This is a genomic window from Clostridium sp. OS1-26 (genome assembly GCF_030915445.1).
GTDB lineage: Bacteria > Bacillota > Clostridia > Clostridiales > Clostridiaceae > Clostridium_AM.
This window is the reverse complement of record NZ_CP133264.1, coordinates 5776618-5797968: the sequence shown is the minus strand read 5'-3', so window position 1 is coordinate 5797968 and position 21351 is coordinate 5776618. Positions and strand designations below refer to the sequence as shown.

At 31.0% G+C, this 21351-nt stretch carries 17 protein-coding genes and 4 pseudogenes; 19 read left to right on the top strand and 2 right to left on the bottom strand.

Annotated elements, in window-relative coordinates:
* Nucleotides 1–61: 61 nt before the first annotated feature.
* The 4 genes and pseudogenes from recG to RCG18_RS28495 all read left to right on the top strand — a co-directional run bounded on the left by recG (nucleotide 62) and on the right by RCG18_RS28495 (nucleotide 4177).
* A pseudogene (gene recG, locus RCG18_RS28510) lies at nucleotides 62–2103 on the top strand (ATP-dependent DNA helicase RecG).
* Between the two features lie 489 nt (nucleotides 2104–2592).
* A complete protein-coding gene (gene rsmD / locus RCG18_RS28505; protein ID WP_308039341.1) occupies nucleotides 2593–3153 on the top strand; it encodes a 16S rRNA (guanine(966)-N(2))-methyltransferase RsmD in 561 nt (186 codons plus the stop codon).
* Nucleotides 3154–3158: 5 nt separating this feature from the next.
* The gene (gene coaD / locus RCG18_RS28500; RefSeq protein ID WP_308039340.1) at nucleotides 3159–3641 is read left to right on the top strand and encodes a pantetheine-phosphate adenylyltransferase; all 483 of its coding nucleotides are present in this window, start codon (nucleotides 3159–3161) and stop codon (nucleotides 3639–3641) included.
* A gap of 11 nt (nucleotides 3642–3652) precedes the next feature.
* Complete coding sequence (locus RCG18_RS28495; protein ID WP_308039339.1) at nucleotides 3653–4177, top strand: ATPase; 525 nt, start codon at nucleotides 3653–3655, stop codon at nucleotides 4175–4177.
* Here the strand turns inward: RCG18_RS28495 and ylbJ are convergent.
* Together ylbJ and RCG18_RS28485 are read right to left on the bottom strand one after the other, a co-directional pair.
* Nucleotides 4160–5329, bottom strand: coding sequence for a sporulation integral membrane protein YlbJ (gene ylbJ / locus RCG18_RS28490; protein WP_308039338.1), 1170 nt, complete (start codon nucleotides 5327–5329; stop codon nucleotides 4160–4162). The genes RCG18_RS28495 and ylbJ overlap by 18 nt on opposite strands.
* 295 nt (nucleotides 5330–5624) lie before the next feature.
* Nucleotides 5625–6851 carry a nucleotidyltransferase gene (locus tag RCG18_RS28485; protein ID WP_308039337.1) on the bottom strand — a complete coding sequence of 409 codons (1227 nt, stop codon included), beginning with the start codon at nucleotides 6849–6851 and terminating at the stop codon, nucleotides 5625–5627.
* A 576-nt stretch (nucleotides 6852–7427) separates the two neighbouring features.
* On the opposite strand from RCG18_RS28485, the pseudogene pta reads away from it, so the two are divergent.
* The 15 genes and pseudogenes from pta to rpsP all read left to right on the top strand — a co-directional run bounded on the left by pta (nucleotide 7428) and on the right by rpsP (nucleotide 21337).
* A pseudogene (gene pta / locus RCG18_RS28480) lies at nucleotides 7428–8434 on the top strand (phosphate acetyltransferase).
* 60 nt (nucleotides 8435–8494) lie between these two features.
* Nucleotides 8495–9694, top strand: a complete 1200-nt coding sequence (locus RCG18_RS28475) for an acetate kinase (protein ID WP_308039336.1) — start codon at nucleotides 8495–8497, stop codon at nucleotides 9692–9694.
* A 97-nt stretch (nucleotides 9695–9791) separates the two neighbouring features.
* Nucleotides 9792–10295: a DUF177 domain-containing protein gene (locus RCG18_RS28470; protein WP_308039335.1), complete on the top strand. Its 504-nt coding sequence runs from the start codon at nucleotides 9792–9794 to the stop codon at nucleotides 10293–10295.
* Between the two features lie 14 nt (nucleotides 10296–10309).
* Complete coding sequence (gene rpmF / locus RCG18_RS28465) at nucleotides 10310–10492, top strand: 50S ribosomal protein L32 (protein ID WP_178910758.1); 183 nt, start codon at nucleotides 10310–10312, stop codon at nucleotides 10490–10492.
* Nucleotides 10493–10693: 201 nt separating this feature from the next.
* Entirely contained in the window at nucleotides 10694–11710 is a 1017-nt protein-coding gene (gene plsX, locus RCG18_RS28460; protein WP_308039334.1) for a phosphate acyltransferase PlsX, read from the top strand.
* A 162-nt stretch (nucleotides 11711–11872) separates the two neighbouring features.
* Nucleotides 11873–12103 (top strand): acyl carrier protein, encoded by a 231-nt coding sequence (acpP, locus tag RCG18_RS28455; protein WP_308039333.1) that lies wholly within the window; start codon nucleotides 11873–11875, stop codon nucleotides 12101–12103.
* A gap of 127 nt (nucleotides 12104–12230) precedes the next feature.
* Entirely contained in the window at nucleotides 12231–12938 is a 708-nt protein-coding gene (rnc, locus tag RCG18_RS28450) for a ribonuclease III (RefSeq protein ID WP_308039332.1), read from the top strand.
* A complete protein-coding gene (locus RCG18_RS28445; RefSeq protein ID WP_308039331.1) occupies nucleotides 12931–14019 on the top strand; it encodes a radical SAM protein in 1089 nt (362 codons plus the stop codon). The genes rnc and RCG18_RS28445 overlap by 8 nt, the downstream gene beginning before the upstream one ends.
* Nucleotides 14020–14066: 47 nt before the next feature.
* The gene (locus RCG18_RS28440) at nucleotides 14067–14327 is read left to right on the top strand and encodes a stage V sporulation protein S (RefSeq protein ID WP_218318998.1); all 261 of its coding nucleotides are present in this window, start codon (nucleotides 14067–14069) and stop codon (nucleotides 14325–14327) included.
* 146 nt (nucleotides 14328–14473) lie between these two features.
* Entirely contained in the window at nucleotides 14474–14572 is a 99-nt protein-coding gene (locus RCG18_RS28435) for a DUF4044 domain-containing protein (RefSeq protein WP_308039330.1), read from the top strand.
* 14 nt (nucleotides 14573–14586) lie between these two features.
* Nucleotides 14587–18151, top strand: a pseudogene (gene smc, locus RCG18_RS28430) (chromosome segregation protein SMC).
* Nucleotides 18152–18241: 90 nt separating this feature from the next.
* On the top strand, nucleotides 18242–19153 hold the full coding sequence (gene ftsY, locus RCG18_RS28425; protein WP_308039329.1) for a signal recognition particle-docking protein FtsY: 912 nt from the start codon (nucleotides 18242–18244) through the stop codon (nucleotides 19151–19153).
* A gap of 171 nt (nucleotides 19154–19324) precedes the next feature.
* Nucleotides 19325–19666, top strand: coding sequence for a putative DNA-binding protein (locus tag RCG18_RS28420; protein WP_308039328.1), 342 nt, complete (start codon nucleotides 19325–19327; stop codon nucleotides 19664–19666).
* A 10-nt stretch (nucleotides 19667–19676) separates the two neighbouring features.
* A pseudogene (ffh, locus tag RCG18_RS28415) lies at nucleotides 19677–21025 on the top strand (signal recognition particle protein).
* 66 nt (nucleotides 21026–21091) lie between these two features.
* On the top strand, nucleotides 21092–21337 hold the full coding sequence (rpsP, locus tag RCG18_RS28410) for a 30S ribosomal protein S16 (protein ID WP_308039327.1): 246 nt from the start codon (nucleotides 21092–21094) through the stop codon (nucleotides 21335–21337).
* Nucleotides 21338–21351: the final 14 nt, after the last annotated feature.

Sequence of the window (21351 nt, the reverse complement as noted above, 5' to 3'; positions counted from 1 at the left end):
ATTTAAATAATATAAAGCTACTATATAAAGCTTTATAATTTCTAAAAATGGAGTGATTTCATTGAATATATATAGTGATATAACTTGCTTGAAAGGGGTAGGACCTAAAACTGCAGAAAGTTTAAAAAAATGCTGCATCTTCAGTATTTTAGATTTACTATTATATTTTCCAAGGGATTATGAGATGATTTCATCTTGCAACTCTTTAACCGGAGAAAAGAATATTGGTAAATTAATAATCAATTGTAAAGTTGTAAAAATAGATAAAGATATAAGAACAAAAAATGGGAAAACAATTTCTACTGTTATTTTTAACGATGGCAATAATATATTTAAAGGAAAATGGTTTAACCAGCCTTACATGAAAAATTATTTTAAAATAAATTGTGATTATACCATAATGGGAAAACTACAAGATTTTAAAGGCGAAACTTCTATTATAAATCCAACATTAGTTAAGAATAGAACAAATATAGAAAGTTCTGAAAAGATAATGCCTAAATACCCTCTCAAATCTGGAATAACAAATAGTTTAATAGCAAAACTAGTAAATTATGTTCTCAAAGATGTAGTTATAGATGAAAACCTTCCAGAATGGATAATAAATAGATATAAGCTATGTAGTTTAGATAGGGCAATAAGAGTAATACACGACCCTTCTAGTATGAAAGAACTACAAGAAGCTAGAAGAAGGCTTAAATTCCAGGAGCTATTCACATATTCACTAAAAATACTAATGCTTAAAGACTATTTTAATGAAAATAAAAAAGGTATAGCTTTTAAAATAAGTGACGAATTAAAGTTCTTAAAAGAAAAACTACCCTATGCTTTAACAAAGGCGCAAAATAGGGTTATCAGGGAAATATTGATTGATCAAAAAAGGAAAGCCCGATGAATAGGTTAGTTCAAGGTGACGTAGGAAGCGGTAAAACCGTTGTAGCTCTTATATCTGCATTTAATATAATAAAGAATGGTTACCAAGCTGTTATCATGGCGCCTACAGAAATATTAGCTACTCAACATTATTTTGAAGCAGAGAAATTATTTGAGGATTTCAATATCAATGTTAAATTATTGTGTGGCAGCACTACTCAGAAAAATAAAGAAGAAATAAAAAGAGATTTGAAGGATGGCAATATAGACTTAATAATAGGTACTCATGCTCTTATTGAAGATAATGTTGAGTTTGAAAATCTTGGAATGGTAGTTACTGATGAACAACACAGATTTGGTGTAATGCAGAGAAGTAGATTGACCAATAAAGGTAAAAATGTAGATACTTTAGTTATGACTGCTACGCCAATTCCTAGGACTTTAAGTTTATACCTTTACGGAGATTTGGATGTATCTGTGATTGATGAGCTTCCGCCAGGAAGACAGAAAATAGAAACACATTATATGAAAGAAGACTTAAAATATAAAGCATATAATTTTGCACTAGAGGAAATAAAAAAGGGCAGGCAGGTTTATGTAGTCTGTCCTCTGGTAGAAGAAAATGAAGATTTAGACTTAAGTTCCGTAGAGAACTTATATAATGAATTGAAAGAGGATTACTTTAGAGAAATACCTATGAAAATACTTCATGGAAAAATGACACCTAAGGTTAAAGATGAAGTTATGAATAGATTTAAAAGTGGGGAAGTTAAAGTTGTTATATCTACTACAGTCATAGAGGTAGGTATAAATGTACCTAATGCTACACTTATGATAATAGAAAATGCAGAAAGATTTGGACTCGCACAATTACATCAATTAAGAGGAAGAGTTGGAAGAGGGAAACATAAGTCTTATTGTATATTAATATCGAATATTAAGAATGATATTATAAGAAGAAGAATGGAGATAATGAAAAGCAGTAACGATGGCTTCTTTATTGCAGAACAGGATTTGAAAATTAGAGGATCAGGAGAAATATTTGGCTTTAGGCAGCATGGAGAAGATGGACTTATACTTTCCGATATTGCAGAAGACATAGATATACTAAAAATGGCTAATTTAGAAGCTAAAAAGCTTATTGAAAGCAATAACGAAAAAGATATCAAAATTAAAAATGAAATCTTTAAAAAAATAGAGCAAACCTCAAAATTTATTTGTTTTAACTAATGTTTATAATGAAACTCCTTCTACTATTGTCGAATGAGTACTTGCTGAGTAAGCTGCTCATTTCAAATTAGAGATTTGAGTTCTCTGCTTAAGCGATCATCTCAAAATCAGCACTCTGTGTAAGTGATCATCTCAAAATCATAGATTTTGGATGCCTACTTAAGATTTTGGATGTCTGCTTATGAGTAAATATAGTAGATTAAGTGAATACAAATTATGATACATTTTTACATGGTAAGTAAAAAATTTTGTATAATATAATTTTATATGTTAAAATATTATAGTAAAATGACTATAATTTAGAAACAACAAGGAAAAATTAGGAGGTTAAAGTCCTAAATGGACTTTAACGGGCAATTTTGCTAGGTAAAAGTTCTAAATGAATTTTTACGGGTAACTTGTGAGCGGAAGCGAAAATATTAAGTTACCCAGTGCCCGAAGGGAAACAAGCAAAATTACCCAGTGTGACCACTAAAAGGAGGAAAAATCATGAGAATTATTGCAGGTCTTGCAAAGGGTAGAAAAATTTTGTCACCGGTTGGCATGGATACTACCAGACCTACTTTAGATAGAATTAAGGAATCTATATTTAATATAATACAAAATAGAGTTTACGGCGCTACTGTAGTAGATGTATTTTCAGGCACAGGAAGCTTAGGGTTAGAAGCAGCAAGCAGAGGAGCTAAGGAATGTTATTTAGTTGATAGAGACAAAGTTACATTTTCATTTTTGAATAAAAATGTTGAAAATTTAAACTTTGGACAAATATGTAAATGTCTCAATATGGATTCATATAAAGCTTTGGAGGAATTTTCGAAAAGAAAAATAACTTTTGATATAATTTTCCTAGATCCGCCTTATTTAAAAAATCTAATTCCACCGGCAGTAGAGATAATAGAGAAAGAAGGATTATTAGACAAAGAAGGCCTTATTGTAACTAAGATTGATACCAAGGAGGAGCTGTACCAGGGTACAGAGAAAATTATTCTTGTAGATCACAGGAGATACGGGAATACGACTGTATGTTTTTACAGATATAAGGAGGACTAATAATAATGAAAACAGCAGTTTATCCAGGGAGTTTTGATCCAGTAACTAATGGACATTTAGATATAATAAGAAGATCTGCTAAAGTATTTGATGAAGTGACAGTAGGAGTACTTGTAAATCCTCAGAAAAAAGGCCTTTTTGATATTGAAGAAAGAGTTGAATTGATTCAAAGAGCAGTTAAAGACATTCCAAATGTGAAAGTAGAAAGTTTTAGTGGACTTTTAATTCACTTTATGAAAAATAAAGGTGCTAAAGTTATAATAAAAGGTCTTCGTGCCGTATCAGATTTTGAGTATGAATTTCAAATGTCTCTTATGAATAGTAAATTAGACCCGAACATAGAAACGGTATTTATGATGACAAGTGCAAAAAATTCATTTTTAAGCTCCTCATCTGTAAAGCAAGTGGCTATGTTTGGGGGATGCATTAAAGATTTAGTTCCAGATGAAATAATACCTGATATTATGAAAAAGGTTAACCGCCTTTAGGGGGGAAAAGTATGGATGTAATAAAATTACTGGAATATCTTCATGAGATAATAGAAACATCATCAAAGGTTCCTATGATGGGCAAAGTTGTGGTGGATAAAAAAGAAACATTAGAAATAATAGAAAAAATAATTCATCATATGCCAGATGAATTGAAAAAGGCGCAATGGGTTATCGAAGAAAAGGAAAGAATATTAAGTGAAGCAATACAGGAAGCAGAAAACTTAAAAAAAGAAAATTTAAATCTCCTTAGAAAGCAAATTGAAAATCATGATATTACTAGAGAAGCAAATGTGAGAGCAGAAGAAATTATCGCTTCTGCTCAGAGAAATGCAAAGGCTGTAAGACTGGGTGCTAGAGATTATGCGAATGCAATTTTAAATGACTTAGACAGAGAGATAACTGCAAAGAAGAGTCAACTCCTAGAAGTTTTAAAAGGTGATCTGGAGGAATTTGTTATTCATTTAGAGCGCAATGTAAACTTAAAAACTAATGAAATTAGACAAAACGTAAAGGAACTAAGGGAGATGAAATAAATTTTTAATTCTAATAGTAAACCATGGAGATATTAGAGCTAACATTGTTACTATAAATATAACTGACATTTTAGCTTGAGTAAAATGATTATACATAAAGGCCTGTTCTGAAAAATTTAATAGTCCATTTTCGTACATTACTATGCTTAGTATGGAACATATACAGCCTTGAAGAATTTTTCTCAAGGCATATTTTTTTATTGATATATCAAATTTGTATGTAAAGGAATAAACCTGAGATATAATGGATAAACCACTGAATGTAAAAAGAAAGCTTACAAGTGCAATTTTAATAGTAATAGATGTATTGGAGGCAGCAATTAAACTACATCCATTAGTCATTTCGATTATTCCTAAGGCAAATCCTTCGACTATATTTTTCGATATATGAGTCAAAATTGATATATTATATATAAACATGTTAAACAGATAATTTGTCTTAAGTATATTATTTACAACTGAAAAAAGAGTTACAAACCCACCTATGGATAAACATGTTCTGATAGCCCCCTCTATACTTGATTTAAGAATATTTCCTATGTTTGAATCTGAATAAGTAAACTTATCTTCATAGATATTCTTTATATTAATTTTAACTCTATTAGGAAGAACCACGCCCATTATTATACAAGAAAGTAAGTTTGACAAAAGTAATATATATCCTATATAGGAGTTTTTAAGCATAGATATACCTACTGAACCAAGAACAAATAATGGACTCGCATTTGAGGCTATATTAAGAAGTCTTTCACAGGTTTTTAAATCTATAATATTTTTCTCATATAAGTCACAGGCATATTTTGCTCCTAAAGGATAACCACATAATAAACTAATAATTAGTACGAAATTACAGCTTTTAGGAAGCCTGAGAGGCTTGCATATGATGTTTCCTAATACTTTGGAATATATATGAACCCCATCATAAGCTAGCATTATATTTGATACTACCAAAAAAGAAAAAAGAGATGGGAAAACCTTGTAAAAAAAGAGCAATGCTCCTGATATAACCCCATCTATGCATACCTTAGGTGCTGCTATGATTTGTAATATCAGCAGAGAACAGAGTATAGTTACAAAAATGTTTTTGTTTTTTAATAAATATATTGTCAATATAAGAATAAGTATAATTATTATATAAAATAAAATTTTCAAATTATAACCACCTACTTTTTGTATTAAGTTTAAGCAGACATACAAAATCTTAAGCAGATATCCAAAATCTATGATTTTGAGATAGTCGCTTACACAGAGTGCTGATTTTGATATGATCGCTTACTCATTCGACGAAAGGAGAAGGAGTTTCATATAAAAGTGTTCAGAATATAAGTTAAATGTATTTTAATAAATATAATTTACTAAAATTATATTTAAAGTTTTTACTTCTTATTCTAACTTTTAGTATTTAATTATTAACACAAATTTTAATAGGCGGTTAAAATATATCTATTTATTTAAACATAATAGGACTTATCAAATAATCGGAGTTAGGATTTATATTTTTATTTAGTAAGCTATAAAGCCTTGTTCCTTGTATATCTAAAGAAAGAATATCATCTAAATCCTTTGGAATTTTTGTATATATAGGGATTAAAGATTCTTTTTTTATATTTTTTAACAGTCTTAGACCGTTACTATTAAATCCTAAAATTCTAGCATAGGGACATTTTCTCTTTCTTAATTCATAAGTATTGAAATTTTCAAAACCTATAAAGAATTGACATAAAATCCTACTAATACGTGAGTAGGCGTATCTTTTAGTCTTGATAGAATTAATAAGCTTTTCATAGCTTTCAGCATCTTCTAAAAATTTATATATTCTATTGTGAATACCTTCAGATACGTCTGGAAGTTGCTCTATGGTATCTTTATATAGCATATATTTATATTTAATATATGGAAGCATTAAATCTTCAGAAGAAAAAGTATAATTGCTTTCAAATAATGAAAGTAGCAGATCATATGTATTTTTAGGTACATAATTTTCAATGCCATTAATATTTCTAGTATCTTTAATATGTTTTCTTATTGATGATGCGCTGGAGAATTCACTTTCAAAGTATGTACTATTATAATCACTGCCCTGTCTTTGAATAGAGAATGGTTTTATAGAACTTTGTAATCTTATAAGGCTTTTACAATATTCTATTCCAAGTATATTGTTTGAGGAAGATAAAATTTCTTCAATATTAAAATTCGACAAAAAATTAACATCATAACTACCAATATAATCTAATAAAGCCTTGCTTCTAGCACTTGGATAAGCTAATCCAAGTTGAAGCTTTTGTTTTAAAATTTCTTTATACTCATCTGGTTCATGGGACAGTATATTAGCTATATCATATAGAACTTTAGAATCTCCACATTCACTTCCGAAACATATATTATCCACTACTCCTAAACTATTTAAAAGACTTACTGCACCGAAAGAAAAAAATTCAGCGGAGGATAGGCTATATATTAAAGGAAGTTCTATTACAAGATCAACTCCGTTCATTAATGCAGTCTTTGCTCTGCTCCACTTGTCAATCATAGCGGGAACACCTCTTTGAACAAAATTGCCACTCATTACAGCAATAATATAGGAGCAACCTGTCAGCTCCTTAGTCGCATTTATATGATGTAAGTGTCCTTTGTGAAAAGGGTTATATTCAACTACAATACCGGTTACACTCAATGTTCAATCCTCCTTTTAGTCGGAACACTGGGTAATTTTGCTCGTCTCCCTTCGGGTACTGGGTAACTTAATATTTTCGCTTCCGCTCACAAGTTACCCGTAAAAGTTCATTTAGAACTTTTACCTAGCAAAATTACCCGTTAAAGTCCATTTAGGACTTTAACCTCCTAAATTACCAAATTATAAATAATTATATTTATTTTTGTTTTAATCAGCAAGATTTATTTTATTGATTATCAAGTAAAAAAGCTAGGCCAAATATAAATATAAAAAATAAATATCTTCTAAATCATAATTTATGTATATAGCAAAAAATAAGGCAAGATATTTGCAATTTTAATTAAATTTTAAAAATTGCAATATCGTTAATAAAACATTGCAATAACCTTACAACAAATTAATACAAAAATAGTATTTCTGTTAGATATGAAATTATTAATAAAAAACTTTTTCAATAAAAAAATTTAAAATTTATATTTTTTTATTGAAAAGTACATTAAAAAAGGATTATATTATAAGTGTATGCAATTTTAGCTTATTTTCATTTTTATTTTTATTTTGGAGGGAGAGACGAACATGTCAAATTTAATGAAACAAGTTTGGGCAAAAGCTCAAGCTGACAAGAAAAGAATTGTCTTACCTGAAGGTGAAGAAGAAAGAAATCTTCAGGCGTGCGGTAAAATAATGCAAGAAGGTCTTGCTAATGTTATTCTAGTTGGATCTGAAACGGTAATTAGAGATAAGGCTGCAAGTTTAGGAGTAAGTTTAGATGGCGTTGAGGTACTTGATCCTGAAACTTCAGATAAAACTCAAGAATATGCTAATGGATTTTATGAGCTAAGAAAGAATAAAGGAATGACTCTAGAAAAAGCAGACAAAATCGTTAGAGACCCATTATATTTCGGAACAATGATGGTTAAATTAGGTCATGCTGATGGATTAGTTTCAGGAGCTATACATACTACTGGAGATTTATTAAGACCAGGACTTCAAATAATCAAAACTGCACCAGGAATATCTGTAGTATCAAGTACATTTATAATGGAAGTACCTAACTGTCAATATGGTGAAAATGGTATGCTTCTTTTGCAGATTGTGCAGTAAACCCATGTCCAACTGCTGAAGAGCTAGCATCAATAGCAATAAGCACAGCTGAAACTGCTAAAACTCTTTGTGGAATGGAGCCAAGAGTTGCAATGTTATCGTTCTCAACTATGGGAAGTGCGCAACATGAATTAGTAGATAAAGTAAGAAGAGCTACTGAACTAGCTAAAGAAATGAGACCTGATTTAGATATAGATGGAGAATTACAACTAGATGCTGCTATAGTTAAGAAAGTAGCTGACTTAAAGGCTCCAAACAGCAAAGTTGCTGGTAAAGCTAATGTTTTAGTATTCCCAGACTTACAAGCAGGTAATATAGGATATAAGTTAGTACAAAGATTTGCAGGTGCTGATGCTATAGGACCTGTATGCCAAGGATTTGCTAAACCTATAAATGATTTATCAAGAGGATGTAGTGCAGATGACATAGTGAATGTTGTAGCTATAACTGCAATCCAAGCGCAAGATCAAGCAAAATAATTAATAGCTAAATTTTTACAAATAGATTAAAGTTTAACTAGCCGAAGGGAGAAGGTAAGAATGAAAGTATTAGTAATAAACTGTGGAAGCTCATCTTTAAAATATCAGTTAATAAATATGGAAAATGAAAATGCATTAGCAAAAGGTCTAGTAGAAAGAATAGGTATCGAAGGTTCAATATTAACTCAAAAAGTTAATGATGAAAAGTATGTAATAGAACAACCAATGAAAGACCATAAAGTAGCTATAAAACTAGTACTTGATGCTCTTGTTGACAAAGAGCATGGTGTAATAAGTGATATGTCAGAAATATCAGCAGTAGGACACAGAGTTGTTCATGGTGGAGAAAAATATGCGGGATCAGTATTAATTGATGAAAATGTTATGGAAGCTTTACAAGAATGTGTAAAATTAGCTCCACTACATAACCCACCAAACATAATAGGAATAAATGCTTGCAGAGAGTTAATGCCAAGTACACCAATGGTAGGAGTATTTGATACAGCATTCCATCAAACTTTACCAGAAGAAGCGTTTATTTATGCATTACCATATGAATTATATAAACAGTATGGCATAAGAAAGTACGGTTTCCACGGTACTTCACACAGATTTGTTTCAATGACAGCTGCTCAAATGATGGGTAAAAATATAGAAGACTTAAAAATTATAACTTGCCATTTAGGAAATGGAGCTAGTTTATCAGCAGTAAAAGGTGGAAAATCAGTTGATACTACAATGGGATTCACTCCTCTTGCAGGTGTGGCTATGGGAACTAGATGCGGAGATATAGATCCAGCTATAGTACCTTTCTTAGTAAAAGAAACTGGTATGAGCATTGAAGAAGTAGATAACTTAATGAATAAGAAGTCAGGTGTTCTTGGCGTATCAGGCGTAAGCAGTGACTTTAGAGATATAGAAAATGCTGCAAAAGATGGAAATAAGAGAGCAGAGCTTGCTTTAGATGTATTCCACTATAGAGTAAGAACTTCAATTGGTGCATATGCAGCAGCACTTAATGGAGTAGATTGTATAGTATTTACTGCAGGTCTTGGAGAAAACTCAATAACAAGTAGAGCAGAAATCTGTGATGGATTACAATATTTGGGAATTAACATTGATGCTGAGAAAAACAATGTTAGAGGAAAAGCTACAGAAATAAGTACTGCTGATTCAAAAGTTAAAGTATTTGTTATACCAACAGATGAAGAGCTTATGATAGCTAGAGATACAAAGGAAATAGTTGAAAGCGCAAAATAATAAAATATTTCATTATCTGACAAAAAATAAATAAATCTTGACTTTTAATGCTCATCTCTATATAATAAATTGTGGCTAATATATAGAGGTGAGCATTATGAAATTGGATATATCTGATTTATTAAAAAAACAAACAGCCAATAAAAAAGTCCATTTAGAGCTTGATGAAGCAAGTTTTTTTGATGGAAGAGAACAAATTAATTTTTTGCAGCCGATTAAATTTGATGGTATACTAGTTAAGGTAGAAGATATTATAACCTTAACTGGAACAGCAAATACTGTTTTAGAATTATCATGTTCAAGATGCCTTGAAAAATTTGGTTATGCTGTAGACTTAGATATTGAAGAGAAGCTTACAACTAACGATGGGGCAAATAAAGATGATGATGTCATCTTTATAGATAGTGATACAATAGATATCACAGAGATTATAGAAAATAATATTATAGTAACTCTGCCAATCAAAAGACTTTGCAGAGAAGACTGCAAGGGCTTATGCCAACAATGCGGTATAAATCTGAATTTTTCTACATGCAATTGTACGAAAGATGTCATTGATCCTAGATTGGCAAAACTGAAAGATATGTTTTTGACTGATTAAGGAGGTGTAGTACTGTGGGAAATCCAGCGAGAAGATTTTCAAAAGCTAGAAGAGACTCAAGAAGAGCGGCAAACGTTAAACTAAGCCTACCAGGAATAGTTGAATGTCCTCAGTGTCATGAAATGAAACTTGCGCATAGAGTGTGCAAGAGTTGTGGATATTATAAGGGCAAAGAAGTTGTTTCAACTGAACAATAAGAGGAAAGAAAGTCGTATAGACTTTCTTTTTTACGTATAGATATCCGACTTGAGTGATTAACTTATTAAAGGTATTCATAGAGATACCTTAGTTAAGTCAATTATAGAAGTTAGATATCTATAATCTTTTTTAAAATAGAAATTTATGTTATTATTAAGCAGAAGATGAATTTTAACTAAATTAAAAAGGGATGTGAAACTATGATAGTTGCGGTTGATGGTATGGGTGGAGATTTTGCTCCCGCTGCTGTGGTAGAAGGATGTATTCAAGCGACAAAAGAGTATAATGTAAATATAATTATTACAGGTAAAGAAGAACTAATTAAAGCAGAGTTGTCTAAATATCAATATCCTGAAGATAGGATTAGTGTATTAAACACCAGTGAAGTAATAAGTACAAATGAAGCGCCTGTTATGGCTATAAGGAAAAAGAAGGACTCAAGCTTGGTTAAAGCACTAGAATTAGTGAAAGAAGGAAAGGCTGACGCTGTTATATCAGCAGGAAGCACAGGGGCATTAATGACAGGAGCGACCTTAATTGTTGGCAGAATAAAGGGGATTGATAGAGTAGCATTAGCTCCAATAATGCCAGGGAAAAATGCTGCTTTCATGGTGGTAGATGCTGGTGCCAATGTGGACTGTAAGCCTCAGTATTTGGTTCAATTTGCATTGATGGGAAAAATCTACTTTGAAAGTGTATTAGGTATAAAAAATCCAACTATAGGTTTGGTGAATATAGGAACTGAAGAAGAAAAAGGCAATGAGCTAACCAAAGCGGTTCATGGTATATTAAAGAAAACAGATTTTAACTTTGTTGGCAATGTTGAGCCTAGAGAAGTATCAAGTGGAGATGTAAATATATTGGTTTGTGATGGATTTGTAGGTAATACCATATTAAAAATGTATGAAGGCGTAGCTTTAAATATACTGGGTATGTTAAAGCAAGAAATAATGGAATCCTTAACTGCTAAAATAGGAGCTGTATTGTTAAAACCTGTTTTTAAAGGATTAAAGAAAAAACTCGACTACTCTGAACATGGTGGATCAGCATTTTTAGGGTCGAAGGGAATTTGTATAAAAGCTCATGGAAGCTCAGATAGTAAGGCATTTAAAAATGCCATAAGGCAGGCTTTAAATTGTTATGATAATAATATAATTGAAAAAATAAAAACCGAATTGGAGAATATACCTCAAATTGATAATATAAAAGAAATGTAGTATATAATTTAAAAAAGAGTTGTAATTGGAATTTAAAGAATAAAAAAACAAACGTATTAATATTTGATAATTTAGAATAATAAATTTAGCACTATTTATATTGACGGTGCATAAGTTATGTAATATTATTTATGTATAAAGCTTTTAGGAGGTGAGACAAATATGTTTGATAAGATTAAAAACCTAATATCAGAGCAACTTGGTATTGACGTTGAAGAGGTAACTATGGAATCATCTTTTATTGATGATTTAGGTGCAGATTCACTTGATATAGTTGAATTAATAATGGCTTTGGAAACAGAGTTTGATTTAGAGATACCAGACGAAGATGCTGAGAAGATAACTACTGTTAGCGATGTAGTTGAGTACATAAAGGCTCACACTGAAGAATAATACTTCAAAAAAGTCCCGTTTTATACGGGGCTTTAAATTTGTCTAATAAATTATATATGCAGTTTATTCTTGAATTTGTTTATCTTTAAAAGCAGACTGAAGAATAAACTTCAGAGGGAGTAGTATTATGGTAAGCAATGGGAAAATGTTTTTAGAGGAATTAGAAAAAAAATTAGATATTAATATACAAGATAAAGATCTTTTAAGAGAGGCTGTGACTCACAGTTCCTATGCGAATGGGAAAAAGAATGTAAAGTTTAATGAAAGATTAGAATTTTTAGGTGATTCTGTACTTCAACTATGTATATCTGAATTTTTATTTACTAATTACTCAAATAAATCAGAAGGAGAGCTTACAAAACGAAGAGCTCTTATAGTATGTGAAAACTCACTTTATGAAATAGCAAAGAAATGGGGAGTTGGAAAATACATCAGAATGAGTAAAGGAGAAGAGCTTACAGGAGGTAGAGAAAGAATTTCTATACTTGCAGACTGTGTGGAAGCAATAATAGCGGCGGTTTACGTTGATAATGGGTTTGAAAAAGCTAAAAAGTTTATTATTGATAATTTTAAAGATATTATAGAAAAGGCTATAAAGAATAAAATAATACTAGATTATAAGACTAAACTTCAGGAAGTTATGCAGCAAAATGGGGATGTATGTATAGAGTATTCTTTAATAAAGCATGAAGGTCCACCTCATAGAAGAAAGTTCTATACAGAGGTGTCTGTAGATGGAACAATTCTAGGTAGCGGTGTTGGCTACAGCAAAAAGGAGTCAGAGCAAAATGCCGCACAAGAAGCATTGAAGACTTTGGAGGAAGAGAATGAGTAAGCGTCATTATATAATACCTATATTTGTACCACATGAGGGGTGTCCCCATAATTGTGTATTTTGCAACCAAGGTACAATCACAGGCATCACTGAAAAGGTAGATGCTAAGTTTGCTAGAGATACAATAGATCAGTATCTTAAAACTATGAATAGAAAAAATTCTGTTATAGAGGTATCCTTTTTCGGAGGGACCTTCACAGCGATAAGCATAGGGAAGCAGAAAGAACTTTTGGCTATAGCTAAAGAATATAAAGATAGAGGAGATATAGATTTTATACATTTATCTACAAGACCGGATTATATTGACGATGAAATATTGACTAATCTTAAAAATTATTCTGTAGATATAATAGAGTTAGGAATCCAATCTTTAGATAAAGAAGTATTATTAAAGTCTGGTAGAGGCCATTCAGAAGAGGATGTAATTAGAGCTTCTAGGCTTATAAAACAATATGGTTTTATACTTGGTCATCAGATAATGCTTGGTCTTCCAGGGGATAACTTGGAGAAAGACGTAGAAACTGCAAAAAAGTCTATTGCTATGAGTCCAGATATTTATAGAATTTATCCAGCTCTAGTTATAAAAAATACACCGATGGAGAGCATGTTCAACAACGGAATATATAAGCCCTATAATCTTGATGAAGCTGTGAATGTTGCTAAAATAGTTTATTCAATGGTTGTAGCTAATACTATAAAGGTTATTAGGGTAGGGCTTCAACCTACAGAAGAAATAAACGAAGGTGGAGAATTAGTTGCAGGACCGTTTCATCCAGCTTTTAGAGAGTTGGTAGAAGGTAGTCTTTATAACGATATGATTCTAGAGAAAGCTTCTAAGGATTTTAATGGTAAGTTTATAATTATAGTTAATGATAAGGATTTATCTAAACTTTATGCAAATAAAAAGAAATTTTTTAATGACATGAAGAAACAATTAAAGACAACAAATGTTGATGTCGTTCAGGATAAAAGTATACAGAGAGGGAATTTAATTTTAAAACAAGAAGAAAAGATCATGGAAATGTCGATTTATGAATATATGATAAGAAAGTACAAAGAAGGAAATCTCAGTAGTTTATAGAATAATATTCCTATGAATAGAACAATATTTGTAGGGAGGAATTATACATGGAAGTATTAAAAGTATCAGCTCAATCACAGCCAAAATCAGTAGCAGGAGCTTTAGCCGCCGTATTGAGGGATAACTCAACAGCAGAGGTTCAAGCAGTAGGCGCAGGAGCAGTTAACCAAGCGGTAAAGGCAATAGCAATTACAAGGGGGTTTGTTGCTCCGAATGGGATAGATCTAGTTGTTGTTCCTGCTTTTTCAGAAATAACAATTGAAGGTGAAGAAAGAACAGCAATAAAATTTATAGTTGAACCAAGATAGCTTTGTTTAATAAAAAAACCCTGTGATGAGCAGGGTTTTTATTTTATCCGAACTTTATAATTGATATTTTAATTAATATAATATAAACTATATAAAGTAAATTCTATAATACATGTATAATATAAGTTAAAAAGGAGTGTTATAGTATGAAAAAGAAGACAAGAGAAAATATGAGAAAAGCGTTGGTGTATATAGTAGCGCTTATGTTTTTAGTTGGCTTGCTTCCGATGCTATTTGGGAGATAAGGAGTGTACTATTTATGTATTTAAAATCTATAGAGATAAGGGGTTTTAAATCCTTTGCAGATAAGACTGAACTAATGTTTAAAGATGGAGTTACGGCTATTGTAGGCCCAAATGGTAGTGGTAAAAGTAATATTTCTGATGCAGTAAGGTGGGTTCTTGGAGAACAAAGCGTAAAAAGCCTTAGAGGCGGCAAGATGGAAGATGTAATTTTTGCAGGAACTCAATTTAGAAAGTCTGTAGGACTTTGTCAGGTTTCTCTCACGTTAGATAACGAAGATAGAAATCTAGCACTTGACTATACGGACGTTACTATCTCTAGAAGGCTTTATCGTTCCGGAGAAAGTGAGTATTACATTAATAATACTCAATGTAGATTAAAGGATATCAATGAACTTTTTATGGACACTGGAATAGGTAAGGAAGGATATTCGATAATAGGTCAGGGTAAAATTGAAGCTGTATTAAGTGGAAGACCTGAGGAGAGAAGAAGTCTTTTAGAGGAAGCTGCAGGAATAGTTAAGTTTAAGTGGAGAAAGGAAGAAGCAGAAAAAAAACTAGAAAATACAGAAAGTAATCTTGTTAGAATAGATGATATCCTAGGTACTTATGAGGAAAGATTAGAACCTTTACGTATAGAAAATGAAAAGGCTAAAAAATTTATAAAGTTATCGGAAGAGCTCAAGGATAAGGAAATAAATGTAATTGTTCACTCGATAGGAAAGGTTCAAGAAAAGATAAATTCTGCTGAAGATTCCATTAATGGAATGAATACAAGTACAGAAGAATTAAACCTAAAACTTACTGAATTTAAAAAAATGATTAACATCTGGAATGAAAAACTTGAGTCTATAGACCTAAAGAGTTCAAATGATAAAAAACAATATTATGATAACAAGTCAAAAAAGCAAGAGGTAGAGTCAGAAACTAATCTACTAGGTGAAAGGTTAGAAAATCTATATAATTATATACAAAAAAGCTCAAAGGAAATTAACGAGATCGAAAATAAGTTAGCTAATATAATATCTGATAAGAATATTCAAGATAAAGAACTAAGTATTTTGAGAAGCAATCAAGAAGATATAAATAAACAGATATATAAATACGAAGAAGATATAGCCTTAACAGATGCATCTATTTCAGATAAAACAAGCCTAGTAAAGAGATTAAAAGATGATCAGATAGAATACCTTAGAAATATATCAAACCTAAAGAACAATATTTTAATGTTAAAAAATGATATTGATATGCTTACAGAAAAAGCTGTAGATATAAAAAATTCTTGTGAGAGCTATTTGCATTCAATTAAGATTAATACAAAAACTAAAGAAGTACTTTTAGAACAGATTGAAGAGATAAAACAAAAAATAGATGCCCTGCAAGATAACATAAAAATTAATTCTCAGCAGATATCTAAATTAAATTCTACGTTATTTGACAAAGAAAAAGAACTTAAAGAATTGAATAATATTCATAGTAGATTGGAAGCAAATCATAATATGCTTATAAATTTAGATAAGCAATATGAAGGATACAATAGATCAGTAAAAACATTGATGGGAGACGTAAACAAAGGTAAAGTATCTGTAGGAAAAGATAGTTGTTTTGTTTTAGGTGAAGTAATAAATGTAAAAAAAGAACTTGAAATAGCTGTAGAAATAGCATTAGGTGGAGCAATATCTGATATAATAACCCAAAATGAAGAGATAGCAAAAATCTTATAAAATATTTAAAGGAAAATAATATTGGTAGGGCTACCTTTTTACCGCTTACTATTGTTAAAGGTAAAAAGGCATCTATAACAAGCACTATACAGAATGTAGATGGATATATAGGAATTGCTAGCGAGCTAATAAGTTATGACAAAGTCTTTACAAATGCAATAGAGTATATACTTGGTAGAACTATAATATGTAGCAATATGGATAGTGCGCTTCATATAGCGAAAATAAGTAATTATAGTTTTAAGATAGTTACCCTATCCGGGGAAGTTGTTAATCCTGGAGGCTCGATGACAGGAGGAAGTTTACATAGCAAAAATGCAAATATAATTGGAAGAAAAAGAGAAATTGAAGATATTAAGTTAAAAGTAAAGGATACAAGTGAAAAAATCATTGCTTTAAGTTCCAGAATACAAAACGATAGAAACAATATTAAGGCTTTAGATGAAGAAAATTTAAATTTAAAGGATCAGATTTATTTTCAAAACATCGAAGTTACTAAATTAAAAGGTAAAATTAATGCTGTTGACAACGAAAGCAGTAAACTAAAAGAAAACTTAGTAGTATCTAATAGGGAAATAGAACTGTTAAATGAAAAATTAAAGGAAAACATAGAAGAACTGTCTACAAGAGAGAAAGAATTAGAAACTGCAACTAATAACCAAGTTGAGAATGATAACTTGATTGCCGAGATTGAAGAAGAGCTAACGGATAAGGTTAAAGAAATCGATAGCTCTAAGGAAAGTCTTACACACTTAAAAATAAAGAAAGCTCAGATAGATGAAAGTGTTTCGAATAAAGATATAACATTAGATAAACTATTATTAGACATAACTGAGCTAAATCAAAAAAGAAACTTATAGAAGATGAAAATAAAAAGTCGGAAGAGAATATAAATAAGTGTAAAAGTCAAATTGAACACAATAAAGAAAAAGTAAAAAATATTGAGAATTACATCTTAGAGTTAGAAGAAAAAATTAAAGAGCAAGATATAGAGATTATAAAAATCAAAGAAAAAATTAAATTGGATACTGATAATATGGAGAGCTTGAACTTAGTGATTAACAAGAAAGAAGATGAATTACATAAGGCGCAGCTTTTCCTTACAAAGTTAACAGCTGAAAAGGAATCTTTGTACTCAAAACTAAATGATGAACTTGAAATTACTTATGCAGAAGCTCTAGAATACAAAAAAGACATAGAAAATGTGGAAGAGTTTAAAAAAGAAATCACTGCTTTAAAAAGTGGTATATCAGCTTTAGGTACAGTTAACGTTGGAGCTATTGATGAATATAGAGAGCTAACTGAAAAAGTAAGTTTTATGACTACTCAAAGAGAAGACTTAATAAGAGCTAAGGAAGAGCTTGCTGGAGTAATAAATGAGATGACTGATAAGATGAGAGTGGTATTCAATGAGAACTTTAATAAGCTTAGAGAGAATTTTAATGAAACATTTAAGGAACTTTTTAAAGGAGGAAGTGCAGATCTAATATTAACAGATGGAGATGAACTAACAGGTAATATTGATATAACAGTTCAACCTCCAGGAAAGAAACTTCAAAATATTAATTTGATGTCCGGTGGAGAAAAGGGACTTTCAGCTATAGCTCTACTTTTTGCTATACTAAAGATGAAGCCAACTCCATTCTGTATATTAGATGAAATAGAGGCAGCATTAGATGATGCGAACGTAGCAAGATATGCAGAATTCTTAAAGAAATTCTCAGAAAACATCCAGTTTATTGTAATTACCCATAGAAAAGGAACAATGGAAGCAAGTGATGCGCTGTACGGAGTTACTATGGAGGAGAAAGGTATATCCAAGATAGTTTCTGTAGACCTAAGTAAAGAAGCATCTTAAATAAAGAACATTCACATATAAAAAATTAAATCTAAACTTTATATCAATTATAAACAAGAAAACTTAATAGTAGATTAGGAGGCATATAAAATGTTCGGTGGATTTTTTGAAAAATTAAAAGATGGTCTCTCAAAGACAAAAAATAATCTCACAGAAAAGATAACTGACATATTAAGTGGGGCTATGACCATAGACGAGGAATTATATGAAGAACTAGAGGAGATACTTATCACCGCAGATATAGGTGTTGATACAAGTCTTCATATCATAGAAAAACTAAAAGAAAAAATAAGAGAAAACAAAGTTAAAGACCCGGCTCTTGTTAAAGGATACCTAAAGGAAGTCATTGTAGATATATTGGGAGAAGAAAATGGAACTATAAAACCAGATAAGACTCCAGCAGTTGTTCTTGTTATTGGGGTAAATGGTGTTGGTAAAACCACTTCTATTGGTAAAATATCTTCAAAACTGAAAGATGGAGGATATAAAGTACTAATGGCAGCAGCAGATACATTCAGAGCTGCGGCTATAGACCAACTTGAAGTTTGGAGTAAAAGAGCAGGAGTGGATATTATAAAGCATCAAGAAGGTTCAGACCCTGCAGCAGTGGTTTTTGATGCAGTACAGGCAGCTAAAGCAAGAAAAACTGATGTACTTATTTGCGATACAGCAGGAAGATTACATAACAAGAAAAATCTTATGGATGAACTTGGAAAAATAAATAGAATAATTGACAGGGAGTTTGGTGAAGCAGACAAACAAACTTTATTAGTACTAGATGCCACAACTGGTCAAAATGCAGTTCAACAGGCAAGACAGTTTATGGAGGTTTGTCCTATTGATGGAATAGTTCTTACAAAACTTGATGGAACTGCAAAAGGTGGTATTGTAATATCTATAAAGCACAGTTTAAATATACCTGTAAAATTAATAGGTGTAGGAGAAAGTATAGAGGACCTGCAAGAATTCAATCCAAAGGAATTTGCAGAGGCTTTGTTCTAGCTATTTTTGAAGATACCATAAGCTTAAATAATATTTTTACTCTGTTAAGTAAAAATACTTGACAGCACATATAATCTTTGATATTATATATTTCGTTGAGTAAAACATTTTTAAATGTTTTAATAAATTTAAAGGAGTGAAATTGCAATTTATATGATTGCATAGTGCTTCATGGAAGAAAGAATTCAACTCTCTATACTATTAGATTTGTATGGTGAGCTTTTAACAGAAAAACAAAAAAATATAATGGAACTATATTACAATGATGACTTATCTTTAGCTGAAATATCAGAATTAACAAATACCAGCAGACAGGCAGTACATGACGTCATTAAAAGATGTCATAAGCTTTTATTACAGTATGAAGAAAAGCTGGAATTGATGAAACAAAAGCTAAAAATGGAAGAGGTTAAGGTATTTCTTTTAAATTCAATAGATTTATTAAACACAAAAAATAATGAGAATTCTAGGTTATTAGATGAAATGAAAAAATATATAATTGACAATATTTAGGAGGAATAGCATGGCTTTTGAAGGATTGGCTTCTAAGCTTCAGGAAACCTTAAAAAAACTTAGAGGCAAAGGTAAGCTTTCTGAAAAAGATATAAAAGACGCTATGCGAGAAGTAAAATTAGCGCTTCTAGAAGCAGACGTTAATTATAAGGTTGTTAAAGACTTCGTAAAGAGTGTAAGTGAAAAGTGCCTTGGAGAAGAAGTTTTCCAAAGTTTGACTCCGGGTCAGCATGTTATAAAAATAGTTAATGAAGAGCTTAAAGATTTAATGGGAAGTAGTGAAAGTGGAATTCAATTTTCTTCAAGTGGAACCACTATCATAATGTTAGTAGGCCTTCAGGGGGCAGGTAAAACTACAATGGCAGGAAAACTTGCTCTTCAACTTAGAAAGAAAAATAAAAAGCCGCTTCTCGTAGCTTGTGACATATATAGGCCTGCAGCCATAAAACAGCTTCAAGTAGTAGGAAAACAAATAGATGTACCAGTATTTACCATGGGAGATAAAGTTACACCAGTAGATATATCAAAGGGTGCATTGGAATATGCGAAAAACAATAGCTTGAATGTTGTTATAATAGACACAGCAGGTAGACTTCATATAGATGAAGAATTAATGAATGAATTAAAAGATATAAAAGAAAACATAAATCCTAGTGAAATATTATTAGTTGTTGACTCCATGACAGGGCAAGATGCAGTAAATGTTGCCAATAGTTTTAATGATCAATTAGATCTAACTGGTGTAATATTGACAAAACTAGATGGAGATACAAGAGGTGGAGCTGCCTTATCAATAAAAGCTATGACTGGAAAACCTATTAAGTTTATAGGTGTTGGAGAAAAAATGAGCGATTTCGAGGTGTTCTATCCAGATAGAATGGCATCTAGAATATTAGGAATGGGTGATGTATTATCACTTATAGAGAAAGCTCAACAGTCTATAGATGAGGAAGAAGCTAAAAAATTAGGAAATCGTATGATGAGTCAAGAATTTAATCTAGAAGATTTCCTATCTTCAATGCAGCAAATGAAAAAGTTAGGACCTTTGAATAAGTTAATTGAGATGATGCCAGGGGCAAACACTAAGGAACTTCAAAATGTAGATCTTAGTGGAAGTGAAAAGGAATTAGCTAAAATAGAAGCTATAATTAATTCAATGACTATAAAGGAAAGAAGAAATCCTTCTTTAATAAGTAGTTCTCCTTCAAGAAAAAAGAGAATAGCTGTAGGCTCAGGTACTACTATACAACAAGTTAACAAGCTTCTAAAAGACTTTGAGAATATGAAGAAAATGATGAAGCAAATGAAGGGAATGCAAAAGGATTTAAAAAAGGTCTCTTTGGTAAAATGCCTTTTTAAAGGCTGAAATAAATAAGTTAATTTAAAAAATATAGATTTATATATCCTTAAAAGGAGGTGAAATTAATGGCAGTAAAGATAAGATTAAGAAGAATGGGTGCTAAAAAAGCTCCATTTTATAGAATAGTTGTAGCAGATTCAAGATCTCCAAGAGATGGTAGATTTGTAGAAGAAATAGGTTATTACAATCCAATAACTGAACCAGCTACTATAAAAGTAGATGAAGAAAAAGCTGCACAATGGTTAAAGAATGGTGCACAACCAACTGAGATCGTTAAAAAGCTTTTCGTAAGAGCTGGATTAAATAAGTAGTAACTGGAGGGGTA